General features: G+C 63.5%; 17 protein-coding genes. 10 read left to right on the top strand and 7 right to left on the bottom strand.

Features of this window, described 5'->3' with window-relative positions; translation table 11 throughout:
- Window positions 1–452: 452 nt before the first annotated feature.
- A complete protein-coding gene (locus B7G53_RS21425; protein WP_096671531.1) occupies window positions 453–1,196 on the bottom strand; it encodes a TrmB family transcriptional regulator in 744 nt (247 codons plus the stop codon).
- 286 nt (window positions 1,197–1,482) lie between these two features.
- Here B7G53_RS21425 and B7G53_RS21420 point away from each other — a divergent pair, with 286 nt between their 5' ends.
- The 6 genes from B7G53_RS21420 (at window position 1,483) to B7G53_RS21395 (ending at window position 7,021) form a co-directional block, all read left to right on the top strand.
- Entirely contained in the window at window positions 1,483–2,697 is a 1,215-nt protein-coding gene (locus B7G53_RS21420; RefSeq protein WP_096671529.1) for an ABC transporter substrate-binding protein, read from the top strand.
- Window positions 2,698–2,770: 73 nt separating this feature from the next.
- A complete protein-coding gene (locus B7G53_RS21415) occupies window positions 2,771–3,637 on the top strand; it encodes a branched-chain amino acid ABC transporter permease (protein WP_096671527.1) in 867 nt (288 codons plus the stop codon).
- Window positions 3,634–4,596, top strand: a complete 963-nt coding sequence (locus B7G53_RS21410) for a branched-chain amino acid ABC transporter permease (RefSeq protein ID WP_096671525.1) — start codon at window positions 3,634–3,636, stop codon at window positions 4,594–4,596. Before B7G53_RS21415 ends, B7G53_RS21410 begins: the two co-directional genes overlap by 4 nt.
- The gene (locus tag B7G53_RS21405; RefSeq protein ID WP_096671523.1) at window positions 4,593–5,318 is read left to right on the top strand and encodes an ABC transporter ATP-binding protein; all 726 of its coding nucleotides are present in this window, start codon (window positions 4,593–4,595) and stop codon (window positions 5,316–5,318) included. The genes B7G53_RS21410 and B7G53_RS21405 overlap by 4 nt, the downstream gene beginning before the upstream one ends.
- A complete protein-coding gene (locus B7G53_RS21400) occupies window positions 5,318–6,022 on the top strand; it encodes an ABC transporter ATP-binding protein (RefSeq protein WP_096671520.1) in 705 nt (234 codons plus the stop codon). The genes B7G53_RS21405 and B7G53_RS21400 overlap by 1 nt, the downstream gene beginning before the upstream one ends.
- Window positions 6,023–6,085: 63 nt before the next feature.
- The gene (locus B7G53_RS21395) at window positions 6,086–7,021 is read left to right on the top strand and encodes a carbon-nitrogen hydrolase family protein (protein ID WP_096671518.1); all 936 of its coding nucleotides are present in this window, start codon (window positions 6,086–6,088) and stop codon (window positions 7,019–7,021) included.
- A gap of 757 nt (window positions 7,022–7,778) precedes the next feature.
- On the opposite strand, the gene B7G53_RS21385 is transcribed toward B7G53_RS21395, so the two are convergent.
- From B7G53_RS21385 to B7G53_RS21365, 5 genes are all read right to left on the bottom strand, one after another.
- Window positions 7,779–8,549: an MBL fold metallo-hydrolase gene (locus tag B7G53_RS21385; protein ID WP_096671514.1), complete on the bottom strand. Its 771-nt coding sequence runs from the start codon at window positions 8,547–8,549 to the stop codon at window positions 7,779–7,781.
- A 22-nt stretch (window positions 8,550–8,571) separates the two neighbouring features.
- Window positions 8,572–9,723 carry an outer membrane protein assembly factor BamC gene (bamC, locus tag B7G53_RS21380; RefSeq protein ID WP_096671512.1) on the bottom strand — a complete coding sequence of 384 codons (1,152 nt, stop codon included), beginning with the start codon at window positions 9,721–9,723 and terminating at the stop codon, window positions 8,572–8,574.
- A gap of 20 nt (window positions 9,724–9,743) precedes the next feature.
- Window positions 9,744–10,625: a 4-hydroxy-tetrahydrodipicolinate synthase gene (dapA, locus tag B7G53_RS21375; protein ID WP_096671510.1), complete on the bottom strand. Its 882-nt coding sequence runs from the start codon at window positions 10,623–10,625 to the stop codon at window positions 9,744–9,746.
- A 75-nt stretch (window positions 10,626–10,700) separates the two neighbouring features.
- A complete protein-coding gene (locus tag B7G53_RS21370) occupies window positions 10,701–11,273 on the bottom strand; it encodes a class I SAM-dependent methyltransferase (RefSeq protein ID WP_096671508.1) in 573 nt (190 codons plus the stop codon).
- Window positions 11,270–12,082: an SDR family oxidoreductase gene (locus tag B7G53_RS21365; RefSeq protein WP_096671506.1), complete on the bottom strand. Its 813-nt coding sequence runs from the start codon at window positions 12,080–12,082 to the stop codon at window positions 11,270–11,272. The genes B7G53_RS21370 and B7G53_RS21365 overlap by 4 nt, the downstream gene beginning before the upstream one ends.
- A 165-nt stretch (window positions 12,083–12,247) precedes the next feature.
- Between B7G53_RS21365 and fusA the strand changes: the two genes are divergently transcribed.
- Window positions 12,248–14,308, top strand: a complete 2,061-nt coding sequence (fusA, locus tag B7G53_RS21360) for an elongation factor G (protein WP_096671535.1) — start codon at window positions 12,248–12,250, stop codon at window positions 14,306–14,308.
- A gap of 126 nt (window positions 14,309–14,434) precedes the next feature.
- Here the strand turns inward: fusA and B7G53_RS21355 are convergent, their stop codons facing one another.
- Entirely contained in the window at window positions 14,435–15,664 is a 1,230-nt protein-coding gene (locus tag B7G53_RS21355; RefSeq protein WP_096671504.1) for an MFS transporter, read from the bottom strand.
- 147 nt (window positions 15,665–15,811) lie between these two features.
- On the opposite strand from B7G53_RS21355, the gene B7G53_RS21350 reads away from it, so the two are divergent.
- The 3 genes from B7G53_RS21350 (at window position 15,812) to parC (ending at window position 21,190) form a co-directional block, all read left to right on the top strand.
- On the top strand, window positions 15,812–17,782 hold the full coding sequence (locus B7G53_RS21350) for a DNA topoisomerase IV subunit B (protein ID WP_096671502.1): 1,971 nt from the start codon (window positions 15,812–15,814) through the stop codon (window positions 17,780–17,782).
- A 47-nt stretch (window positions 17,783–17,829) separates the two neighbouring features.
- Window positions 17,830–18,717 carry a lytic transglycosylase domain-containing protein gene (locus B7G53_RS21345; RefSeq protein WP_441339013.1) on the top strand — a complete coding sequence of 296 codons (888 nt, stop codon included), beginning with the start codon at window positions 17,830–17,832 and terminating at the stop codon, window positions 18,715–18,717.
- A gap of 115 nt (window positions 18,718–18,832) precedes the next feature.
- On the top strand, window positions 18,833–21,190 hold the full coding sequence (gene parC / locus B7G53_RS21340; RefSeq protein WP_096671498.1) for a DNA topoisomerase IV subunit A: 2,358 nt from the start codon (window positions 18,833–18,835) through the stop codon (window positions 21,188–21,190).
- Window positions 21,191–21,630 lie beyond the last annotated feature (440 nt).

Raw genomic sequence — 21,630 nt, 5'->3', positions numbered from 1 at the left:
GGGCAAGTGGGCCTGCAAGTGTTGCCAGCTTCTGGTGCAGGAGCCGGCCGCGCCCCAGGTATTTGACAACGCGCTGCCAACGCCCGGCCTGCAGGCTCACACCGTCATCAGCCGCTTCGTGGATCACATCCCCTACTACCGGCAAGAGCCGTATTCAAATCGCTATTGAAACGCCGAAAATAACCGTTGATGACGATGCTGCGACAGTTGCTTTCCACCAGATTTACCAGTCCGACAGTTTCGCGGACCGCAGCAACAAGACCCTGGTGTTGTTGAAGCAGGATGGCAAGTGGAAAATCCAGGAGGAACGCATAGGGCAATAATGTCGGCGCCGGTGGTGCTGTTTGCGCATCCCCGCATCGCCGCTCTGGCGAAGCGGGAAGAAATCGAAGCCATGGCGGACAAGCTGCATGAGCGGTTCGGACAGAATGTCCTTGCCTGTGAATGGGGCGCTACTCCCCGGCCGGCGTCGAAATGGCCCAGATCCCTTCAAACAGGGCTGCGTGCAAGCGTGACAATTCCTCGCTCTGGAAGATCATCCCGTAGTTTTCCTTCTTCGATGAAATGAACGCCACCTTGTCGTCATAGATATAGGTAGTCATCGACAGCAGTACGGCCGGTGGCGCATAGCGCAGTTCGCGCAACTCGGCCGCACTCTGCGGCCAGATCCGGTCGACATCCTTGACGGCCGAGCGCAACACCCGCAGGTGAATCCCGCGCTGACGGCGTTCGGCGATGTACTGGTCAAACGCTGCCTGCCCCGGCGTCTCCAGCAAGTCATCCATCGACAGGATGCCGCGCAAGTTCTTCGAGCGGCAGGTCAGGGTATCCCACAGCACGGTACGGATGCCTTCCTCTCCCTCGTAAAAGCGGATATCCGGTTTCGACTTGGCGCGGTTGTAGATCGAGCGCAGCTGCGGCAGCAGGTCGCCCATCACCTGGCGCTGCATCTCCAGGCGCTGCAGGATGACCACCGGATCCTTCGCCCGCACGTGGCGCTTGCCGTCGCGCTCGACCATCTCGATCAAGCCATCCTTTTCCAGCCTAGCCAGCAAGTCGTAGGCGGTGGTGCGGCCCAGTCCCGCCTTTTTCGCCACCATTTGCACCGGCGCCTCGCCCAATTCCAGCGCCGCCACATAGGCTTGGTAAAGCTTGCCATCGACCCCCAAGGCGGCCAGTTGCTGTTCGAAATCCATGGTGTTTACATTTGTATGAACAAAGAGCAATTCTACCGTGCCGATTTTAAAATGGGTGTATTGTCTATAAAAATAGACATATCTAATATGGTGCGAACAATTAAATTGTTCATTGAAATGAAGCATTTACTGGCATTTCATGTTCTATATTTGTGCGAATCAAAATAATGTGTCGGGAATTATTGACAAATAAAATTGTTGCGAATAAGATGGTTTTCCATCAGGTAACCAGAAGCACCTGGAGCCTGAACCACCATCCTATCCATTACTTCACCAAGGAAATCTCATGAAGATCAGCCCCCCAAAACCTTCCCGCGCCGGTTTGCTGGCGGCAGCCCTCGCCGCAGCCTTTGCCATCGCCCCTGCTGCTCATGCACAAAAGACCGTCAAGCTTGGCGTGATCATGCCGCTGTCCGGTCCCAATGCTGCCTTCGGCAACACTTCGCTCAACGGCATCAAACTGGCGGTGGAGGAGTTCAATGCCAAGGGCGGGGTCAAGTCGCTCGGCGGCGCCAAGATCGAGCTGGTGATCGCCGACATCCCGCAACCGAATGCCGCTGCCGCCACCACCCAGCGCCTGATTTCCCAGGAGCGCGTATCGGGCGTGATCGGTTCTTTCGTATCCTCGGTCACCATTGCCGCCTCCGAAGTGACCGAGCGTGCCGGCGTGCCGCTGATTACCTTCGCCTTTGCCGACGAGATTACCGGGCGCGGCTACAAGAATATTTTCCAGGTCTCGCCCAAGGGTTCGGTCGTCGGCCGCGCCCAGTTCGACTATGCGCTGGCGCTGTCGAAACAGGCCGGCGATAGCGTCAAGAAGATCGCGATCCTGTATGAAGACACTGCCTACGGCACCGCCCAGGCGCGCGGCTTGCGCGATGGCGCCAAGGCCGCCGGCGTCGAGGTGGTGCTCGATGAAGCCTATCCGCTCGGTATTACCGATGCCACGCCGCTGGTCAACAAGGTACGCGGCTCGGGCGCGCAAATGGTGTTTCCAGTGTCTTACCTGAATGATTCGTTGCTGATCATCCGCACCATGCGCCAGCAAAACATCACCGCGCCGATGATTGGCGGCGCGGCTGGCTACATCATCCCGGATTTCAAGAAAGGCTTGGGCGAGTATGCCGAGAACGTGCTGTCGATTGCCACCGCCAACTACGACATGGCGCCGGCGATCGGCGCCCGTTACAAGGCCAAGTACGGTGCCTACATGCCGCACGACGCCCTGATTTTCGGCGCTGCCACCGAGGCGATGATGCATGCGGTCGACCAGGCCAAGTCGGATGATCCGGCCAAGGTGCGCGATGCGCTGGCAAAAATCAAGTATTGCGACGGCATTGCCAAGGGAATTCCGGCCGGTTGCGTGCAATTCGACCCAACCGGTGCAGCGCTGGGCGCATTGCCTGTCATGGTCCAATGGCGCGGCAATGAACTGGTGACCGTCTACCCGGCCAACATTGCCAAAGGCAAGGTTGCATGGGGTGCCGACAAGACCAAGTGAGGTAGTGGATGCCTGAGCCGGCCGTCCTGAAAACGGCGCCGGCTCGCCCCTGTCATTTCTAGAACGGAAAATCATGCAATTCATACAGGCCATCATCGACGGCATCCTGCTGGGCGGCGTCTACGGCGTCATCGCCACCGGTTTGTCGCTCGTGTTCGGCGTGCTCGGCATCGTCAATTTCGCGCAAGCGGAATTCCTGATGGTCGGCATGTACGCTGCTTTCTTCGCCTGGCGCTTTCTCGGCCTCGATCCGATGCTGGGCGCCTTCTTTTCCCTGCTGGTCGGCTTCGGCCTCGGCTATCTGGCGCAGCGATTCCTGGTGTCACGGGTGATGAAGGCGCCGGCATCGTCGCAGATATTCCTGACGGTCGGCCTGATGATCGTGATCGAAAACGCCGCCTTGCTGGCCTTCGGCTCCGACTACCAATCGGTACGGACGCCATACCAGACCGCCAGCATCATGCTCGGCCCGCTATTCATCAGCGCACCGTATGCGCTGGCGTTCGGCATGTCGCTGCTGGTGAGTGCTGCCCTGTGGTGGTTCCTGGCGCGCACCTGGCTGGGCCGCTCAATCCGCGCCACCGCGCAAAACAGCATGGCCGCAACCCTGATGGGGGTGGCTACCAAGCATACCTACGCCATTGCATTCGGGCTGGGCACCGGCCTGACCGCCTTCGGTGGCGGCGTGATCCTGCCTTACCTGACCGTCAGCCCCACCATTGGCCAGAGTTTCGCCGTGCTGATGTTTACCGTGGTGGTGCTGGGCGGGCTGGGCAGCGTTACCGGCGCCCTGGTCGGTGGCATCGTGGTCGGCATCATCCAGTCCGTGTCTGGACTGCTGTTCCCGCTCCAGCTGCAGAATCTGGTGCTGTTCCTGGTCTTCATTGCCGTATTGGCGTTCCGGCCGCAAGGTCTTATCTCTTCCGGGTACAAACGATGAAAGCTTCGCGCATCCTTCCCATTCTGCTGATCGCGGCACTGGCCGTGCCGTGGCTGTTCGACGCGCGCGGTTACGGCATCCGCGTGCTGTGCATGATTTTCCTGTTCGCCGCCATGGGGCAGGCATGGAATATCGTCGGCGGCCTGGCCAATCTGACTTCACTCGGCCACGCCGCTTTCTTCGGCATCGGCGCCTACGCCTCGACCATCCTGCTGCTCAAGTTCGGCATATCGCCCTGGCTCGGCATGATTGCCGGCATGGTATTGGCCGCCGCCGTGGCCGCCTTGCTGGCGCTGCCCACCCTCAAGCTGGCGGGGCATTACTTTGCGCTGGCCACGTTGGCCTTTGCCGAAGTCATGCGCATTATCGCCAACAGTTCCGGCAGCCTGACCGGCGGCCCGCAGGGCCTGTCGATTCCGTATAACGCGAACGGCGGCTTTGCGGCATTCCAGTTTTCCAGCACGGTGACCCATTACTACATCATGCTGGCGGCGTTCGTGCTGATCAGCGCAATCTTCTGGAAAATCAAGGTATCGGCCTTCGGCTACCGCCTGCGTGCGGTGCGCGAAAACGAAGATGCCGCCGAAGTGGCGGGCGTCGACACTTTCCGCACCAAGCTGAGCGCGCTGATGATCTCGGCGGCGCTGACGGCGCTGTGCGGCACGCTGTTCGCCCAGTTCAACTTTTTCTTCGACCCCGATTCGGTATTCGGCATGAGCACGATTTCGGTCCGGATGGCCTTGATTACCATCATCGGCGGCATCGGCTCACTCGCCGGCCCGCTGCTCGGCGCACTGTTCCTGCTGCCGCTGGAAGAACTGATCAACGCAACCCTGTCCAGCCGGACCGCCGGCCTGTCGCAGCTGATCTATGGCGTGATCCTGATCGTCATGATCCTGGTGAAGCCGGCCGGATTCGTCTCGCTGTTTTCCGGACGCAAATGGAGCTGGCTCAAATGACAACCTTGCTGCAAGTAGAAAACGTCACCGTGCGCTTCGGCGGGCTGGTCGCCTTGAACAATGTCTCGTTCCAGCTCCATCCCGGTGAAATCGTCGGCCTGATTGGCCCGAATGGCGCCGGCAAGACCACCCTGTTCAGCACGCTGGTCGGGCTGGTCAAGCCGACCGAAGGCAGGATCGCCATCGACGGCGAGCGCATCGACGGCAAGCGTCCGCACCTGGTGGCGCAGCACGGCATGACCAAGACGTTCCAGAACGTCTCGCTGTTCCCCGACATGAATGTGCGCGACAACGTGGTGGTGGCGGCGCTGTCGCACAGCAATCTGGCGGATGCGCGCCGCGCTGCCGATGCCGCACTGGAGCGGCTCGGTCTGGCTGCGATCGCGGATGCCGAAGTGGCCGACCTGACTTTCCCGCAGCGCGCGCTGGTCGAAGTGGCGCGCGCCCTGGCGACCCGCGCCCGGATACTGTTGCTCGATGAAGTGATGGCAGCGTTGAATCCGGCTGAAATGGATGCGGTGATGGCGGTGCTCAGTTCGCTGCGCCAGGAAGGCCTGACCTTGTTCGTGGTCGAACATCACATGCGCGCCATCATGCGCCTGTGCGACCGCATCCTGGTGTTGCAGTTCGGCGGCCTGATCGCCAGCGGCACGCCCGCCGAAATCGCCGCCGACCCGGTCGTGATCAAAGCCTATCTCGGCAGCGAGAAAAAGGAAGCCTGATGCTCAAGATTGAAAAACTCCATGCCGGTTACGGCGGCCCTGACGTGCTGCACGACATCGCCCTCCATGTTGAAGCCGGCGAAACCGTTACCCTGCTGGGCGCCAATACCGCCGGCAAGAGCACCCTGCTGCGCAGCATTTCAGGCCTGGTGCCCAAGGTGCGCGGCACCATCGACTTCAATGGCCAAAGCCTGCTGGGACGCGCCGCCCATGCGATTCCGCAGACCGGCATCGCCCATGTGCCGGAAGGCCGCCACGTGTTTCCCCTGATGAGCGTCTACGACAACCTTGTGATGGGGGCCTATACCCTGCGCAAAAAGGGACCGGTCGAGGCCAAAATCGAAGCGGTGTTCGCCCTGTTTCCGCGCTTGCGCGAACGGCGCACCCAGGCGGCCGGTTCGATGTCCGGCGGCGAGCAGCAGATGGTGGCGATCGGCCGCGCGCTGATGCTGGAACCCAAGCTGCTGCTGCTGGATGAGCCGAGCCATGGTTTGGCGCCGATCGTCGTCGACGAGCTGCATGCGGCGCTGCTGCGCATCAACGCCACCGGCGTTTCGGTGCTGCTGGTCGAGCAGAATGCTTCGCTGGCGTTGTCGATCGCCACCCGCGGCTATGTGCTCGAATCGGGCCGGCTGGTACTCGAAGGCAGTGCCGACGACTTGCGATCCAACGATGCGGTGCGACGCGCCTATCTTGGCTTGTAGTGCAAGCGATTGTCGCATTCAAGTGAATCACTCAACCATCTCAATCAATCAGCCAGGACCCCTATGAAAATTCACCGTGTAGCCGTTATCCAGGCTTCGCCTGTTCCCAGCGACAGTTCCGCCACTGTCAACAAATTGATCAAACTGGCCACCGATGCCAGCCGGCAGGGTGCCGAACTGGCGGTCTTTCCGGAAGCCTTCCTGGGCGGTTATCCCAAAGGCGCCGATTTCCATATTGCCGTAGGTGCCAGGCCGCCGCAAAGCCGCGAGGAATTCCGCCACTATTTCGAGAATGCGATTGCCGTCCCCGGCGCCGAGACCGACCGGATTGCCGCGGCTGCCGCCGAATTGAAGCTGTTCATCGTGGTCGGCGTGATCGAACGCGCCGGCAGCACCCTGTACTGCACCGTGCTGTACTTCGGGCCGGAAGGCACGCTGCTGGGCAAGCACAGGAAGTTGATGCCGACTGCGGCCGAACGCTACATCTGGGGCCAGGGCGATGGCTCGACCCTGCCGGTCTTCGACACGTCGGTGGGCAAGGTCGGCGCCGTGATCTGCTGGGAAAATTACATGCCACTGCTGCGTATGGCGATGTACGGCAAGGGCATCGAAATCTATTGCGCGCCGACCGCCGACGACCGTCCGACCTGGATTCCCAGCATGCAGCACATCGCGCTGGAAGGCCGCTGCTTCGTGCTGTCGTCGTGCCAGGTCTTGCGCGGCAAGGAATTCCCCAAGGAATTCAGGAACGAGATATCGACCGACCCGGAAGCGATCCTGATGCGTGGCGGCAGCTGCATCATCAGCCCGCTTGGGCAAATCCTGGCCGGACCGGTATTTGATGAAGAAGCGGTGCTGGTGGCCGAGATCGACCTGGATGATATTCCGCGCGGGCGTTTTGACTTTGATCCGGCCGGGCACTATGCGCGTCCGGATGTGTTTACGCTGACGGTCAATGAAAGGCCGCTGCAGACGATTGTCACCCTGAAGGAAGGTTGAGCATTGCCTGCAACGGCATGGCCAGCCGTTGCTCCCTTGAATAATTGCATGCCACCGCTAATCCGGTGGCATTTTTTATGGTGCGCCCAGCATGGCGCACTTACTCGGAGGTGAAAGTCCTCTACTCACCCGGTAAGGGGAAGAGTTAGCCGAAGGCAAGGGTTTCGCGGGCGACTGCGAGTCTGAAGGAGGCCGGATGGCAAAGCGCTGGCCTGACGAACAGGAAGCGGATATGAGGCGACGTTGTGGGGTAAGCAGTCCGTAATCTGCAAAGCCCAATACTTGCACGGAACACAACGGCGTAGATCCGACAGGCATAAGCGTGAAGGTAAGTGCGTCATACCTGGGGAGATCTGCATGCGTGCCTTGTGCTACCGAGATCGTGAGGTGTCGGGAAGCGCATGCAGAAGTCAGCAGAGGGCATAGTAGTTGTGGGACAGGTGGTAAACCAGAAAGAGCCCATGGCGAAGGCCTGAACTTGACATGAGTGGATAGTCACGCGTGATCTCTGTACGAACAGGACATAAGCCTATGGCAACGTAGGGCCTGCGGCAAGACTGGAGGGGCCGGAAGTCCCGAAAGTGGCGGCAGGTGTCTATTGGCCAACAGGCGACACGATGAACGAAACGAAGCTCGCTGGGGAAACCCAGTAGTCAGGAACCGCCGTATGCGGAACCGCACGTACGGTGGTGTGAGAGGGCTGAGGGGGCAACCCCTCACCCTACTCGATCCTGTCCTGTGCACAGGGGGACGCGGATCAAACGTCCAGCCAGTGCGTTCCCGCTCCGGCGTCTGCAACCATGATTTCCGTGGCGCTTCCCAGTGCCTCCAGCATGGCTTGCCGGGCCAGTTCCGGCCGATTGTTCTGCTGGCTCAAATGGGCCGCCACCAGCTGCCTGAGGCCGCCATGCGCGACCGAGCGGGCAATCTCGCCCGCGGCAGCATTGGACAGGTGGCCATACATGCCGCCTACACGCCGCTTGAGAAAAGGCGGGTAGGTCGACTGGGCCAGCAACTCACTGTCATGGTTGCACTCGAGCAGCAGGGCGTCGCAGTGTGCGAGGTGGGCCAGCAGGTGGGCGGTGGCGTGACCGAGGTCGGTCAGCAGCCCCAGCTTGGACGCGCCGTCCGTGCAGGTGAGCTGCAGGGGCTCTCGCGCGTCGTGCGGAACCGTGAACGGCATGAGCTGCAGTTCGCCGAGGTCGATGGCCTCCCCATCGCGTGCGGTGTAAAGCAAGCCGTCGAAGTCGGGCAGGCCGATGCCTTCCTGGGTGCCGCGGCTCATCCAGACCGGGACCCGGTGGCGCCGCGCGAACTGGCGCGCGCAGCCGATGTGGTCGCTGTGTTCGTGGGTGATGAAGATGGCGTCGATGTCGCCGTCGGCGAGGCCTGCTTGAGCCAGCCGCACCGAGAGTTGCCGGATCCCCAAGCCGCAATCGACCAGCAGCCGCGTTGGCCGCAGCCCGGTCGCCTCCACCAGCGTGGCATTGCCTGTGCTGCCGCTGCCCAGGCTTTTGAACCTCAGCACCGGCCAGGCTCCACGCGACGCCTTATTTCAGGTCGTCGGCAATGACCTGCACGATGCGCTGGGCATTGGCCGACGCTTCAGGATTGCCCTGGGCGTTGAGCACGGACACGGTGGTCGCTTCACCCTGGCTGCGTACGGCGATCCGGTATTTGAGGGGGGCTGGGCCTGCCGAGGAGCTGCTGAAGAGCTTGCTGAAGAAGCCGGGTTCCTTTTTGTCGCCGGTAGGCTCGACGTAGCGCACGAAATAAGTGCCTTGTGCACGGTCACGGTCTTCAACGGTGAAACCGGTGCGGTCCAGGGCCAGGCCGACCCGGCGCCAGGCGCGCTCAAAACCTTCGTCGATCTGAACCACGGGCATGTTGTTGACATTGGCGACACGCGCGCTCTGCCGCGCCGGGCCGGTGGCGATCAGCGCCTTGGACTGCTCCTGGCTGACACCGAGCTTGACCATCAGGCGGCGCAGGAATTCCGCTTCCAGTTCCGGATCGGCCGGTCGTGGCTGCCACACCGTGCCGTCGCTTTTCTGTGGTGTCTTGACCGTGCCGGTCAGCACCTCCACCATGCCGCGGTGGCTGACGTAGATCTCGGTGCCGCCGGTCGGCGTGCGCTCCAGGCGGGTGCGGAACTTGTCGCGTTCGCCAGTGGAGTACAGGCTGTCGAGCAGCTTGCCCAGGGTGGCGCGGATGAAGTCCTGTGGCAGCTTGGCGCGGTTTTCCGCGTAGTCGGTTTCCATGATGCCCAGGTTTTCCTGCTCGGTCGCGATCAGGAAGCCGTTTTCCTGCCAGAACTCGCGCACCGGCCCCCACAGCTTGTCGGCCGGGCGGTTAACCACCAGCCAGCGCTGCGTGCCCGCGCGCTCGATGCGTACGTCGCCGACCGTCAGGGCCGCCGTCGGCACGGACTGGGTGGTCTGGCCGACCTGGAAGCCGCTGGCCGTCACGGAACTGCCGGGGACGACGTAACGTGTATCGCGCGACAGCTGTGTCAGGTCGGGAGGAACCTCCAGCGAGGGTGCCTTGCCGGCGCTTTTGTAATCGACCTTGTCGCCCTGCATCGACTCGCTCAAGGAAGAGCAACCCGAGAGGAGGAGCGCGGCGACGATCGCCAGCAACGGTGCCGCGGCAAGCCGTGGGGCAGATACAGGTCCGGAAGCGCTGGGCGTGTGCAATGTCATCACTGGGGTTTCCTTAAAAATCAGAGCAGGCCGCAAACGCGCAGGGCGTTTTCGACCGTGGCCTCGTTGGCCGTTTCAAGCGGTGTCATGGGCAGGCGCAGGGTTCCGCCGCACAGTCCCATGCGGGCCATGGCCCATTTGACCGGGATCGGGTTGGCTTCCACGAACAGATGTTTGTGCAGCGGCAGCAACTGGAGCTGGATCTTCATCGCACTGCGCACATCGCCGGCGATGGCTGCCACGCAGAGTTCATGCATCAGGCGCGGCGCCACATTGGCCGTCACACTGATGTTGCCCTGGCCGCCGCACAGCATCAGCGCCACGGCGGTCGGGTCGTCGCCGGAATAGACGGCAAAGCCGGCCGGCACTTCCTTGATCAGCCACTGCGCGCGTTCGATGTTGCCGGTCGCTTCCTTGATGCCGACAATGCCGGGCACCTGCGCCAGCCGCAGCACGGTGGCGTGCAGCATGTCGGCCACGGTGCGGCCGGGCACGTTGTACAGCACCATCGGCAGGTCCACCGCTTCGGCAATCGCGGTGAAGTGCCGGTACTGGCCTTCCTGCGTCGGCTTGTTGTAGTAGGGCACGACCTGCAACTGGCAGTCGGCGCCGACGGTTTTTGCAAAACGTGCCAGCTCGATGGCTTCGGCGGTGGAGTTGGCGCCGCAGCCGGCCATGACCGGCACCCGGCCCTTGGCTTGCTCCACCGACACGCGGATGATCTCGCAGTGTTCTTCAACGCTGACGGTGGGCGACTCGCCGGTGGTGCCGACCACGCCAATGCAGTCGGTGCCCTCGGCAATGTGCCAGTCCACCAGCTTGCGCAGGGTCGGGTAGTCAACGCTGCCGTCTTCATGCAGGGGGGTCGCCAGTGCAACGATGCTGCCGGTAATGGTTTTCATGTCTTTGTATCAGGGGTGGAGCGCTGGCCAAGGCCAATGCTGCGGTAAAGCCAATTCAGCATTCTACCCAGTGCGCTAGGCTAGCAGGTAGCGTGGGACCGTCCCCGGCGACGCCAGTTCCCGCACGGCTGCAATCCGCTGTGTAAAGCGGTCGGGGGCTTGCTGGAAGCCGTCCTCAAACGCGACCACCCGCAGGCCACGGCAGACCTCCAGCAACTCGCCGGGGCGCAGCAGGAAGTCGGGGCGCGAGGGTTTGCCCACGGTTTCGTTGCCCTGGGCAAAGGTTTCGTAAATCAGCACGCCGCCCGGCGCCAGGCTGGCCAGCAGTGTTGGTAGCAGGGGGCGCCACAGGTAATTGGTGACGACGACGGCGTCGAACTGGCGGCCCGCAAAAGGCCAGGGGCCGTTTTCAATGTCGGCCACCACGGCTTCGCAGGAGGTCGCCGGAATTGCTATGGATTCGATAGCTTCCCGCGACCGGTCCACAAGGGTCAGGGGGTGATTTTGCTGGTGAAACCAGTAAGCATGCCGGCCATGGCCGCAGGCGACATCGAGCACGCGGCCCTGGGCGGGTACCAGGTGGGACCAGCGCCGGACCCAGGCTGACGGGGCGAGGCTGGCATGGGCAGGAGCGGTATCGGTTTTCAATGCGGCTTGACCTCGTCCTTGAGGGCGGCCAGCGCCATCGACTCCACGGCGCCGGGTGCCAGCAGCTTGAGCCAGCGCCCGAGTTTGCCTTGGGGTGTCATCACGACTTCACGTGCGCGGTGGTCCATGCCATCAAGAATCAGCCGGGCGCAGGTCTCGACGCTCATGGCATTGTCTTCCCGGAGGCCGCTGGCGCCGGCCGGTGTGCCCGCGGCGTTGAAACCCCGGTGGCGGATCTGCGTGGCGACCACGCCGGGGTAAGCGGTGGTGACACTGACGCCGGCGGTCTTCAGTTCGGCACGCAGGGCTTCAAAAAAACCGGTCATGGCGAATTTGCTGGCGCTGTAGGCGGTGCGCCCGGGCACCCCCACCAAGCCGGCCAGGCTGGAGACTGCCACCAGGCTGCCGCGACTTTGTTTCAGGTGGGGCAGGGCGGCATGGGTGCACCACACGCTGCCCCAGAGGTTGATGCGCATCAGGTCCTCGTACCAGCCCAGGTCGTCGGTTTGGACATCTTCAAACAGCGCCTGCGCCGACATGCCGGCGTTGTTGATCAGGGCGTCGATCTGGCCGAAGGCCTGGGCGGCCGTGGTGATCAGCGCGCGGCACTGGGCCGGCTCGGAGACATCGGTGCGGACCACCAGCGCCGCGGCCCCGCCGGCCTGGCACTGGGCGGCGATGGCATGGAGCGCTTCTTCATTGCGCGCGGCCAGCACCAACGCCACCGCCGCGCCATGGCGCTGCGCCAGCTGACGCGCCATTTCCGCGCCTATGCCGTCGGACGCCCCGGTGATGACAATGGTTTTCATGGCTCTGCTGTCTCCTGCCTGTGTGGAGGCGAAAGACTACCACCGTTTGATGTCTGCACCGGCCCCTTGCCCCGATGCGGTCTATCCCTTACGCTGTGCATCTGATTCATGCATCAGGCCAACCCATCGGGCGCAGACGCCGCGTCCGGCATCCAGGAGCGCGCCATGTCCTCTTCCACGCATCCGGTTCCTTCGGCCGTCCCCAACCTGCGCACGCTGGCGCTGGTGGGCGCAGCGGCCAGCGGCAAAACCACCCTGGTCGAGGCCTTGCTGCACCAGGCGGGCGCCATCGGCGCCCCGGGCAGCCTGGAGCGCGGCACCACGGTCAGCGATTTCGATCCGCTGGAGCGCCGCGCCCAGCATTCGCTGCATTCGACGCTGGTCCACCTGCAGCACCTGGACACACGCATCCACATCATTGACACGCCCGGCGCGCCGGACTTTCTCGGGCAGTCGCTGCCGGCGCTGGAGGCGGTGGAAACCGCCGCCCTGGTCATCAGCGCCGCCAGCGGGCTGGAACTCATGAGTGGCCGCATGATGGACTGGGCCGCCGGCCGCGGTTTGTGCCGCATGGTGATCATCAACAAGATCGACGCGCTGGGCACTGACCTTCCCGGCCTGCTGGCCGCCATCCAGGCCGCCTTCGGCAAGGAATGCCTGCCGTTGAACCTGCCCGCCGGCGGGGGCACCCGGGTGGTGGACTGCTTTTTCAATCCGGCCGGGGAATCCGATTTTTCCAGCGTGGCGCTGGCGCACCGCGCACTGGTCGAGCAGGTGGTCGAGGTCGATCCGGCCTTTGTCGAACGTTACCTCGACGAAGGCGACGTGGATCCCCAGGAGCTGCACGCGCCGCTGGAGCAGGCCTTGCGTGAGGGGCATTTGATTCCCGTGTGTTTTGTGTCGGCACGCAACGGTGCTGGTGTGGCCGAACTGCTGGACGTGATGGTCAAGCTGCTGCCGAATCCGGCCGAAGGCAACCCGCCGAAGTTCCTGCGCGGCGAGGGTGCAAGCGCCGCCCCGGTGCGGGCCGAGCCCGACCCGGCCAAACATGTGCTGGCGCATGTTTTCAAGGTCAGCGTGGACCCCTATGTCGGCAAGATGGGCATCTTCCGGGTGCACCAGGGCACGGTGACCCCGGGCAGCCAGCTCTACATCGGCGACGGCAGGCGCCCCTTCAAGGTCGGCCACCTGTTCCGGCTGCAGGGCAAGGACCACATGGAAATCGCCAGCGCCGGGCCGGGGGAGTTGTGTGCCGTGGCCAAGGTCGACGAGATCCATTTCGACGCCGTGCTGCACGATGCGGCGGAGGACGAACATATCCATCTGCAGCCGCTGGACTTTCCGGTGCCGGTGCACGGGCTGGCCATCGAACCCCGGCGCCGCGGCGACGAGCAGCGCATGTGGGACCTGGTGCAACGGCTGGTCGATGAAGATCCCTGCCTGCGGCTGGAGCATGTGGCGCAGACCAATGAAACCGTGGTGTACGGCCTCGGCGAGCTGCACCTGCGCACGCTGATCGAACGGCTGACCGAGGTCTACAAGTGCGAGGTGAACACGCGGCCGCCGCGTATTGCCTACCGCGAGACGGTCACCGCGCCGGCCGCCGGCCACCACCGCCACAAAAAGCAAAGCGGCGGCGCCGGCCAGTTCGGCGAGGTCTTCCTGCGCATCGAGCCGCTGGCGCGCGGCGCCGGCATCGAGTTTGTCGACCAGGTCAGAGGCGGCACGATTCCCGGCCAGTACATGCCGGCCGTCGAAAAAGGCGTGCGCCAGGCGCTCGACGGCGGGGTGGTTGCGGGCTTTCCGGTCAGTGATGTGCGGGTGGTGGTGTACGACGGCAAGCACCACAGTGTGGACAGCAAGGACATTGCCTTCGCGACGGCCGGACGCAAGGCGGTGATTGAAGCCGTGCGCGCCGCGTCGCCGGTGGTGCTCGAACCGGTGGTCGATGTCGAGATCACGGCGCCCGAGGCCGTCATGGGCGACATCACCGGCGACCTGTCGGCGCGCCGCGGTCAGGTCAGCGGCACGCGCGGGCTGCAGGCCGGCACGCTGGCCGTGCTGGGCCAGGTGCCGCTGTCCGAACTGGCTGCCTACCAGTCGCGGCTCAACGCGCTGACCGGCGGGCAGGGGGCCTACACGCTGGCCTTCAGCCACTACGAGGTTGTGCCGCCGGCGGTGCAGCAGCAACTGGCCGGTCAGTACCGGGTGCGCGACGAGGAGTGAGGCTCCTAGAAGCAGGCCCAGAGCTGGTCGGCCAGCGTCAGCAAAAAATCGGGCCGCAAATACAGCGCAAACACGCCCAGCGTGGCCGCGATGGCGAGTAGATACAAGGCGAGCTGGCGTGCCATGTCAGGCGCCTTGGGGCAGGCGGCCCGCCGCGGGCCGGTGGATGGCCGCTTCGCGCACCGGCAGGTTGATCAGTGCCGCAAACACGCCCAGCGCAATCGTGATGTACCAGACGATGTCGTAACTGCCGGTGCGGTCGTAGAGCACGCCGCCCAGCCAGACCCCCATGAAGGAGCCGATCTGGTGACTGAAAAAGACAAAGCCGCTGAGCATGGACAGATGCTGGATGCCGAAAATCTGCGCCACGACGGCGTTGGTGGGCGGCACGGTGGACAGCCACAGCAGGCCCATCAGGCTGGCAAAGATGTAGACGCTGGCCGGGCTCAGCGGCGCGGCGAGGAACACGGCAATCACAACGGCCCGCGCGAGATAGATAAAGGCCAGGATGTTCTTTTTGGCCAGCCGCTGGCCGAGGGCGCCCGCCGCATAGGTGCCGAACACATTGAACAGGCCGATCAGTGCCAGCGCATAACTGGCCACCTGCGGCGACAGCCCCTTGTCCTTGAGGTAGCTGGGCATGTGCACGCCGATGAACACCACCTGGAAGCCGCAGACGAAGTAGCCGGCCATCAGCAGCTGGAAGCTCGGGTACTTGAAGGCTTCCCTGAGCGCCTGCAGGATGGTCTGTTCACGCGGCGGCGCCTGGCCGGGGCCGAAGCGCGTCTCGCGCAGGCCAAAGGCCAGCGGGGCGATCAGCAGCACCGCGGCGCCCAGCACCAGCAGCGCCTCTTTCCAGCCCAGGCCGCTGATCAGGAAACCTTCGACCGGCACCATCAGGAACTGCCCGAAAGAGCCTGCCGCCGCCGCCACACCCATGGCCCAGGAGCGTTTGTCGGCTGAAATGTTGCGGCCGATCACGCCATAAATCACCGCATAGGTGGTGCCTGCCTGCGCCGCGCCGATCAGCACGCCGGCCGTCAGCGTGAACAGCAGGCCGGTCGGCGACAGCGCCATGCCGACCAGCCCCAGCGCATACAGCACGGCGCCGCCCGCAATGACGCGAAAGGCGCCAAAGCGGTCGGCCAGCATGCCGGCAAAAATGCCGAAAACGCCCCAGGACAGGTTTTGCACCGCCAAGGCAAAGGCAAAGGTTTCGCGTGTCCAGCCCTGGGCCTGGGTGATCGGCTGCAGCCACAGGCCGAAGCCGTGACGTATGCCCATGGACAGGGTGACGATGGCGGCGCCGCAGATGAGCACCTGGGCCATGGAGAGTTTTCGGCTGGGAGATTGCATCCGGAGAATGTACCCAATGGCGCTGCGTTCTGCTGTTGAAAGTTTTTCGCGCCATTGATGAGCGCCAGGCATGGGTTTCGGAGTGTGGTGGAGAAAACTGTATATTTATCCAGTTATAAAATCACCCGGGACTACAATCCACCCCCCATGGCGACCAAACTACCCAACGACTACTCCGAAGGCTCGATCCGCGTGCTCAAGGGCCTGGAGCCCGTCAAGCAGCGGCCGGGCATGTACACGCGTACCGACAATCCGCTGCACATCATCCAGGAAGTGCTGGACAACTCGGCCGACGAGGCGCTCGCCGGCCACGGCAAGAAGATCAAGGTCACGCTGCACACCGATGGCTCCGTCAGCATCGAAGACGACGGCCGCGGCATTCCCTATGGCCTGCACCCGGAAGAAAAGGCGCCGGTGATCGAACTCGTCTTCACCCGGCTGCACGCCGGCGGCAAGTTCGACAAGGGCAAGGGCGGGGCCTACAGCTTTTCCGGTGGCCTGCACGGCGTCGGCGTCAGCGTGACCAACGCCCTGTCCAAACGTCTGGAAGCCACCTCCTACCGCGACGGCATGGTGGCCAGGCTGGTGTTCGAGGCGGGCGATGTCACCGAGCCGCTGGAGTTGCGCAAGGCGGCCGAGGGCGACCGCAAGTCCGGCACCACCGTGCGGGCCTGGCCGGACGCCAAATATTTCGAGGCCTCGGCCCTGCCGATGGCCGAGCTGACCCACCTGCTGCGCAGCAAGGCCGTGCTGATGCCTGGCGTCACCGTGACGCTGGTGGTCGAGAAGACCAAAGAGGTGCAGACCTGGGTTTACAAGGGCGGCCTGCGCGACTACCTGATGCAGACCCTGAACGCCGATCCGGTGATTCCGCTGTTCGAAGGCGAGGGTTTCGCCGATGCGGCGCACGACAGTTTTGCCGAGGGCGAGGGCGCCCAGTGGTGCCTGGCCTTCACCGAGGACGGCCAGCCGGTGCGTGAGAGTTATGTCAACCTGATCCCGACCAGCGCCGGCGGAACGCATGAAAGCGGCCTGCGCGATGGCGTGTTCCAGGCCGTCAAGAGTTTCATCGAGCTGCATTCGCTGCTGCCCAAAGGCGTCAAGCTGCTGCCCGAGGACGTGTTTGCCCGCGCCAGTTATGTGCTTTCGGCCAAGGTGCTGGACCCGCAATTCCAGGGGCAGATCAAGGAGCGGCTCAATTCACGCGATGCGGTGCGCCTGGTGTCGAGTTTTGTGCGACCGACGCTGGAGCTGTGGCTGAACCAGCATGTGGACTACGGCAAAAAACTGGCTGAACTGGCGATCAAGGCCGCGCAAACGCGCCAGAAGGCCGGCCAGAAGGTGGAAAAGCGCAAGGGCTCGGGTGTGGCCGTGCTGCCGGGCAAGCTGACCGACTGTGAAAGCAAGGACCTGGCGCACAACGAGGTGTTTCTGGTCGAGGGCGACTCTGCCGGCGGCAGCGCCAAGATGGGGCGCGACAAGGAGAGCCAGGCCATCCTGCCGCTGCGCGGCAAGGTGCTCAACACCTGGGAGGTCGAGCGCGACCGGCTGTTTGCCAACACCGAGATCCACGACATCGCGGTGGCCATTGGTGTGGACCCGCACGGCCCCAACGATTCCCCGGACCTCAGCGGTCTGCGTTACGGCAAGATCTGCATCCTCAGTGATGCCGACGTGGACGGCTCCCACATCCAGGTGCTGCTGCTGACCTTGTTTTTCCGGCATTTCCCCCAACTTATTAATACAGGGCACATCTTTGTGGCGCGGCCACCGCTTTTTCGGGTGGACGCCCCGGCTCGCGGCAAGAAGCCGGCATCGAAGGCGTACGCGCTCGATGAAGGTGAATTGACGGCCATTCTCGACAAATTGCGCAAAGAAGGCGTGCGTGAAGGGGCTTGGGCGATCAGCCGCTTCAAGGGCCTGGGCGAAATGAATGCGGAACAATTGTGGGAAACCACACTCAATCCTGATACGCGCCGGCTATTGCCGGTGCAACTCGGCAATTTTGACTTTGCCCAGACCGAGAGTCTGGTGACCAAGTTGATGGGCAAGGGCGAAGCCGCGGCGCGGCGCGAACTGATGGAACTGCACGGCGATGCCGTGGAGATCGACATTTAAAGGACTCCCATGCGCAACCTGCGGATCTGCACGGCATGAGCCATTTCATGAGTAAAAAATGGCTCCAGCCCTTGTGGGTAGTGCGCAGGCAGCTATCATTTTTGATGGCCGCTGCAGCCCTGCTGTTGGCCGGCACGCCGGCCCGTGCCGACGTCTGGGGCTATGTGGACGGCCAGGGGGTGGCGCATTTTTCGGCCGAGCGGCTCGACGAGCGTTACCAGCTGTTTTTCCGTGGCGGTGAGAGTTTCGACACCAGCCGTGGTGGGCGCGCTTCGGCGGGCGTCTACGGCGGCGGCATGCCCGGGGCACCGCCCAAGCTGCTGGCCTTTTTCGACGTTTCACCCAACTACAAGGCGGTCAAACATTTGCTGCGCGAGGCCTCGGTGGCCAATGACATCGACTACGAACTGCTGCAGGCGCTGATTGCCACCGAATCGGGCTTCAACACCCACGCGGTGTCGCCCAAAGGCGCGGTGGGCCTGATGCAGCTGATGCCACCCACGGCCCAGCGTTACGGCGTGCGTGGTGACAAAAATTCCCCGATCGAGAAAAAACTGACCGACCCGAGAACCAACATCGGGGCCGGCTCGCGTTACCTGCGTTACCTGATCGACCTGTTTCCCGGCCAGCTGGAGCTGGCCGTGGCGGCCTACAACGCCGGCGAAGGCGCGGTTCAGCGCTACGGCAACAAGATTCCGAACTATCCCGAGACCAAAAATTACGTCAAGACCGTGATGCAGCTCTACAGCCACCTCAAGCCGCCGAGCATGATGGGTGAAACCCGCCGCTCGGGCCGCGTCAGGATGGAAATGATGGGCGGCAGCAAGATATCTTCCAGCCCGTCCACTGGCGGCGCCACCGGGCGCGGCAACCAGCTGCCGACCCTGGTCGTGCAAAGCCCGGTCGCTCCGGAATTCCGGGTCGAGCGCGACTAGTGTCCTGACGTGGAGTTGCCGCTTCGCGTGAGGCCATAATTCCCTGCGACAGCTTGCCCGCCCCTCGGCGCGGCCATCTCTTTTGACCTCTATCCTTTTTGCAGTTTGAACCCCGATGGACGATCTTTTTACGCCTGCCCCGCCTTCCTCGCCCGACGTCCCTGACCAGGAATCGCTGGCTGCCTATGCCCAGCGCGCCTACCTCGAATACGCCCTCAGCGTGGTCAAGGGCCGGGCCTTGCCCGATGTCTGCGACGGCCAGAAACCGGTGCAGCGGCGCATCATGTACGCCATGGCACGCATGGGGCTGGGTTTTTCCGGCGCCGGCGGCGCCAAGCCGGTCAAAAGCGCGCGCGTGGTCGGCGATGTGCTGGGCAAATACCACCCGCACGGCGACCAGGCGGCCTACGACGCGATGGTGCGCATGGCCCAGGACTTCAGCCAGCGCTACCCGCTGATCGACGGCCAGGGCAACTTCGGCAGCCGGGACGGCGACGGTGCCGCGGCGATGCGTTACACCGAGGCCCGGCTGGCGAAAATCACCACCCTGCTGCTTGACGAGCTCGACGAAGGCACGGTCGACTTCGTGCCGAACTACGACGGCTCTTTCGAGGAGCCGCGCCAGTTGCCGGCGCGCTTGCCCTTCACGCTGCTCAACGGTGCCAGCGGCATTGCCGTCGGCCTGGCCACCGAGATCCCGAGCCACAACCTGCGCGAGATCGCCGATGCCTGCATTGCGCTCATCAAGACGCCCAAGCTCGGCGACGACGAGCTGTACACGCTGATCGCCGGTCCGGACTACCCGGGCGGCGGCCAGATCATCTCGACGGCGGCCGACATCGCCGCCGCCTACAGCACCGGCCGCGGCTCGCTCAAGGTGCGCGCGCGCTGGAAGATCGAAGACCTGGCGCGCGGCCAGTGGCAGCTGGTGGTGCAGGAGCTGCCGCCCGGCGTCAGCACCCAGCGGGTGCTCGAAGAAATCGAAGAGATCACCAACCCGAAAATCAAGGCCGGCAAGAAAGCGCTGAGCCTGGACCAGGTCCAGCTCAAGCAGACCGTGCTGGCCGTGCTTGACGTGGTGCGCGACGAGTCGAGCAAGGACGCGGCCGTGCGCCTGGTGTTCGAACCCAAGACCAGCCGCATCGAGCAGTCCGAACTGATCACCACCTTGCTGGCGCACACCAGCCTGGAAAGCTCGTCGAGCATCAACCTGACCATGATCGGGCTGGACGGCCGGCCGACGCAGAAGACGCTGCGGCAAATGCTGCAGGAGTGGATCGCCTTTCGCCAGACCACGATAGAGCGGCGTTCGCAGCACCGCCTGAACAAGGTGCTGGACCGCATCCACATCCTCGAGGGCCGGCAGCTGGTGCTGCTCAACATCGATGAAGTCATCGCCATCATCCGCCAGTCCGATGAGCCCAAGGCGGCGCTGATTGCACGTTTCAAACTCAGCGACCGGCAGGCCGAAGACATTCTTGAAATCCGCCTGCGCCAGCTGGCCAGGCTGGAAGCCATCAAGATCGAGCAGGAGCTCAAGGGCTTGCGCGAAGAACAGGGCAAACTCGAGGAAATCCTCGGCAGCCCGGCCGCCTTGCGGCGTCTGATGATCAAGGAAATCGAGGCGGACGCCAAGCAGTTTGCCGACCCGCGCCGTACCCTGATCCAGGCCGAGAAAAAAGCCGTGCTGGAAGTCAAGGTCCTCGACGAGCCGGTGACCGTGGTGGTCAGCGCCAAGGGCTGGGTGCGTGCGCGCAGCGGCCACGGCCACGACGCCGCCAGCTTCGCCTTCAAGTCCGGTGACGGCCTGTACGGCACCTTTGAATGCCGCACCGTCGATACCCTGCTGGTGTTCGGCACGGCCACCAAGGGCACGGGCCGGGTCTATTCGATCCCGGTCGCCATGTTGCCCGGCGCACGCGGCGATGGCCAGCCGGTGACCACGCTGATCGAACTCGAAGCCGGCACGCAGCCGGCGCATTATTTCGCCGGACCGGCCAGCGCCACCTTGCTGCTCAGCAGCAGCGGCGGCTACGGTTTCCTGGCCACGGTGGACAACATGACCTCGCGCCTGAAGGCCGGCAAGGCCTTTATCAGCTGCGGTGAAGGCGAGACCATCTGCAAGCCCTCGCCGGTGGCGGGCTGCGGCGGTGCCGCACCGCTGAGCCCGGCGACCCACGTGGCCTGCGCCTCCACCGGTGGGCGCATCCTGACTTTCGAGATCAGCGAGCTCAAGACCCAGGCCGCCGGCGGCCGCGGTCTGATGCTGATTGACCTCGATGCCAAGGACACGCTGGCCGGCGCGGCGGCGTACACCCGCAGCGTGAAAATCGAGGGCATAGGCCGTGGCGGCAAGGAGCGCGAGGAAACGCTGGAGATCCGCAGCCTGAACAATGCCAGAGCCGCCCGCGGGCGCAAGGGCAAGGCGGCCGACCTGGGCTTCAAGCCGACGGGGATCACCAGGGTAGAGTGACGGGGTTGGGGTTTGCTATATGTTTGATAGCTGCTTGCGTCCGTGGATATTGGGCGAAGGTGCTGTTTCTTATGAGGCCGCCCAGGCTGGGCCAGGGGGCCAAGCCTCTTTGATCTCGAATCGGTTTGGCTTGCCAACAAGCCGGGTCTCGCCCCGGCGGGCGACTCACTTTCTCTTGCTTCGCCAAGAGAAAGTAAGCTAAGAGAAGGCTACCCGATGGTCTGGATCCCTTCGCTTCGCTACGGGTAGCCTGTGGTGCTCGGTAAAAGCGGGGTCTGGCTAAACTCGCTTCGCTCAAACAACGCCAGCCCTTGTATGCTTTCAAAAGGACGATTAAGAGACGCCAACAAGATTTGTTTTGGGAAGTTATCCACAGCCCGTCAGCCCTGTGAGTCGAGAGCTCGAGGATCAGCTTTTGGCGTGGATGACTTGCCGCTTGT

Origin of the sequence: Polaromonas sp. AET17H-212 (genome assembly GCF_002379085.1) — a bacterium.
Classification (GTDB): domain Bacteria; phylum Pseudomonadota; class Gammaproteobacteria; order Burkholderiales; family Burkholderiaceae_C; genus Polaromonas.
The sequence above is the reverse complement of the archived record's forward strand: the minus strand, read 5'-3'. Positions and strand labels throughout refer to the sequence as shown.

Excerpts from the sequence above, each read along its gene's own strand:
- B7G53_RS21425 (WP_096671531.1), bottom strand. The coding sequence starts at position 1,196 with ATGGATTTCGAACAGCAACTGGCCGCCTTGGGGGTCGATGGCAAGCTT.
- B7G53_RS21420 (WP_096671529.1), top strand. The coding sequence starts at position 1,483 with ATGAAGATCAGCCCCCCAAAACCTTCCCGCGCCGGTTTGCTGGCGGCA.
- B7G53_RS21415 (WP_096671527.1), top strand. The coding sequence starts at position 2,771 with ATGCAATTCATACAGGCCATCATCGACGGCATCCTGCTGGGCGGCGTC.
- B7G53_RS21410 (WP_096671525.1), top strand. The coding sequence starts at position 3,634 with ATGAAAGCTTCGCGCATCCTTCCCATTCTGCTGATCGCGGCACTGGCC.
- B7G53_RS21405 (WP_096671523.1), top strand. The coding sequence starts at position 4,593 with ATGACAACCTTGCTGCAAGTAGAAAACGTCACCGTGCGCTTCGGCGGG.
- B7G53_RS21400 (WP_096671520.1), top strand. The coding sequence starts at position 5,318 with ATGCTCAAGATTGAAAAACTCCATGCCGGTTACGGCGGCCCTGACGTG.
- B7G53_RS21395 (WP_096671518.1), top strand. The coding sequence starts at position 6,086 with ATGAAAATTCACCGTGTAGCCGTTATCCAGGCTTCGCCTGTTCCCAGC.
- bamC (WP_096671512.1), bottom strand. The coding sequence starts at position 9,723 with ATGACATTGCACACGCCCAGCGCTTCCGGACCTGTATCTGCCCCACGG.
- dapA (WP_096671510.1), bottom strand. The coding sequence starts at position 10,625 with ATGAAAACCATTACCGGCAGCATCGTTGCACTGGCGACCCCCCTGCAT.
- B7G53_RS21365 (WP_096671506.1), bottom strand. The coding sequence starts at position 12,082 with ATGAAAACCATTGTCATCACCGGGGCGTCCGACGGCATAGGCGCGGAA.
- fusA (WP_096671535.1), top strand. The coding sequence starts at position 12,248 with ATGTCCTCTTCCACGCATCCGGTTCCTTCGGCCGTCCCCAACCTGCGC.
- B7G53_RS21355 (WP_096671504.1), bottom strand. The coding sequence starts at position 15,664 with ATGCAATCTCCCAGCCGAAAACTCTCCATGGCCCAGGTGCTCATCTGC.
- B7G53_RS21350 (WP_096671502.1), top strand. The coding sequence starts at position 15,812 with ATGGCGACCAAACTACCCAACGACTACTCCGAAGGCTCGATCCGCGTG.
- B7G53_RS21345 (WP_441339013.1), top strand. The coding sequence starts at position 17,830 with ATGAGTAAAAAATGGCTCCAGCCCTTGTGGGTAGTGCGCAGGCAGCTA.
- parC (WP_096671498.1), top strand. The coding sequence starts at position 18,833 with ATGGACGATCTTTTTACGCCTGCCCCGCCTTCCTCGCCCGACGTCCCT.